The 2,142-nt window shown below is 64.6% G+C and carries 2 protein-coding genes; one reads left to right on the top strand and one right to left on the bottom strand.

Translation table 11 applies throughout. The features are described from left to right. Positions 1-1,658: flippase activity-associated protein Agl23 (locus QT222_RS02025; RefSeq protein WP_491476145.1), on the bottom strand; the 1,658-nt coding region annotated here is incomplete at its 3' end. 110 nt (positions 1,659-1,768) lie between these two features. Between QT222_RS02025 and ribH the strand changes: the two genes are divergently transcribed. After that, the coding region (gene ribH, locus QT222_RS02030; protein WP_491476146.1) for a 6,7-dimethyl-8-ribityllumazine synthase at positions 1,769-2,142 on the top strand (374 nt) is incomplete at its 3' end.

Here is a 2,142-nt window from a genome sequence, read left to right on the forward strand (position 1 = left end):
ACGACGTAGCCGTCGAGTTCCGATTCGAGTTCGTCGCGGTCCCACTCGTAGGCGGCGGCGTCCGGCGGTGCGTTCACACTCGCGTTTGAAACGCCCTCGTCCGGCGGGCTGCTCGTTCGGTCCACGTCGGCCGCCTCGAAGTACCACGGCAGCGGGAGACGGCTATGCCACGACGGCCCGCGTAGCGGGTGCGACTCGTTTGCAACGTAGAAGTGCGTCTCGTCGTTGTTCGGCGGGTGCGTCCCGTACAGCAGCACGTCGGTTCCCTCGTTGGTCGCGGCGACGCGGTCGACGTCGTCGAGCGTTCCCTTCAGGTCGTTTTCGGGTTGTGCCCACTGGAGGACGACCTGATCTTCGCCGGTCGAGGCGTTCCAGTAATCGACGTTCGCGGCCGCGATGCCGCCGACGGAAGCGACAAGGACGAGGGCGGCGAGGCCGAGTCCGACGGTGTCGCGCGATTCGAGCGCCTTCGTCCCGGAGCGGAAGACGAACGCGGCCCCGACTGCGGCCGGAATCGCCAACGGAACGACCGCGTGGACGACCACCCACGGGGCTTGGATGTCGGTCGCGAGCGGGTAGCCGAAGATACTTACAACGCCCCAGTACGTCGCGAACGCGACGAGCCAGCGGATTCGGCCCGCGACGACACCGTAGCGGTCGACGATGATGCCGACGAGCGCGAAGACGATGAGCACCGGCGCGCCGTAGACGAACGTTTCGAGGAAGTCCTTCAGGTACGGGAGATAGTCGTGCGACTGGTGTCCGCCACCAATCCAACTATCCACCATCTCGGTGATTACACCAACGGTCCCGGTTTCGATGACCCCGGGGAGCGCCGCCTGGTTTCCGAACACGTTCCAGAGGTCCGGACGGGGCGCGTAGAAGAACACGAACACGAGGAAGAACGCGAGCAAACCGCCGAGCACACCAGCGCCGAACCGGATTACGCCGTATCCGAGACTGCCCGCTCCGCGGGCGCGAAGGCGGTCACGGATACTCGCAGGGAGTTCGGAAAAGAGGATGTCTCGGGCGGAATCTCCCGCTGACGTGCGTGCGAGCAGTCGATGGTCGAAGACGAGGAACGCCGCTCCGAGGAAACAAAGCAGGTAGACGACGTAGTTCTCTTTCGCCGCCGTGCCGGTGGCGAACGAGGCCCCTGCCGGGATGAGATACGCGAGGCGGCCGGTATCGTAGGCGCGGACGGCGAACCCGAGGGCGAAAACCGAGAACGTCGCCACGAGCACGTCGTTTCGCATGAACCGGGAGTAGTAGACGAGAAGCGGATTGGCGGCGAAGAAGACCGCGAGCGCCACCATCTCGTCACGTCGAAGGTGCTCGCGGAAGAGCCACACTGAAAGCGGGAGTAGGCCGCCGACGATGGCGACTGGAAGGCGGGCGCTGAAGTCCGACGCCGGGAGTACCGCGAAGATGTAGTCGTTGACGACGGGAAGGAACGGGCCGTGAATTATCGGACGGTACGAAAATTCGCCAGTCTCGTGATAGCGGAGAATCCAGTAGCCGACGCGCCCCTCGTCCCAGTGGAAGATTCGTCCGCCGAGCGAGACGAGACGGACGAGGAGGGCGACGACAACTGCGCCGACGAGTGCCAGGAGGGCACGGGACCGGGTCACCGTTTCGGTCCCACTGTCAGTACTCATGTCCACCCATCCCCGCGCCGACAATACAACTGTTATGTTTGCAAGTCGGCGACAAGGGTAATTTCGGTGGGTGTCGGTAGTTCTTTTATCCGGCACGGGAAGGGTCGGCTATGGTCTCTCTCGGACTCGTAGTGGCCCGATTCAACTCATCGGTCACAGAACAGATGAAGGAGGCGGCACACGACGCCGCCGCCGAACGCGATGCAGAGGTCGTCGAGACGATTCACGTCCCCGGCGCGTACGACTCCCCGCTCGCGGCCGACCGACTCGCCCGCCGTGACGACATCGACGCTGTCGCCGTCGTCGGCGCAATCGTCACCGGCGACACCAACCACGACGAGGTTATCGCCGACGCGGCGGCGAAGTCCCTGACCGAGGTCTCGCTAGACCGCGATAAGCCCGTCACCTTCGGCGTCTCCGGACCCGGAATGAGCGGCGCTGAAGCGCGCGAACGCATCAGCAAAGGTGCGGAAGCGGTTTACGC

Source organism: Haloferax sp. s1, assembly GCF_058382125.1.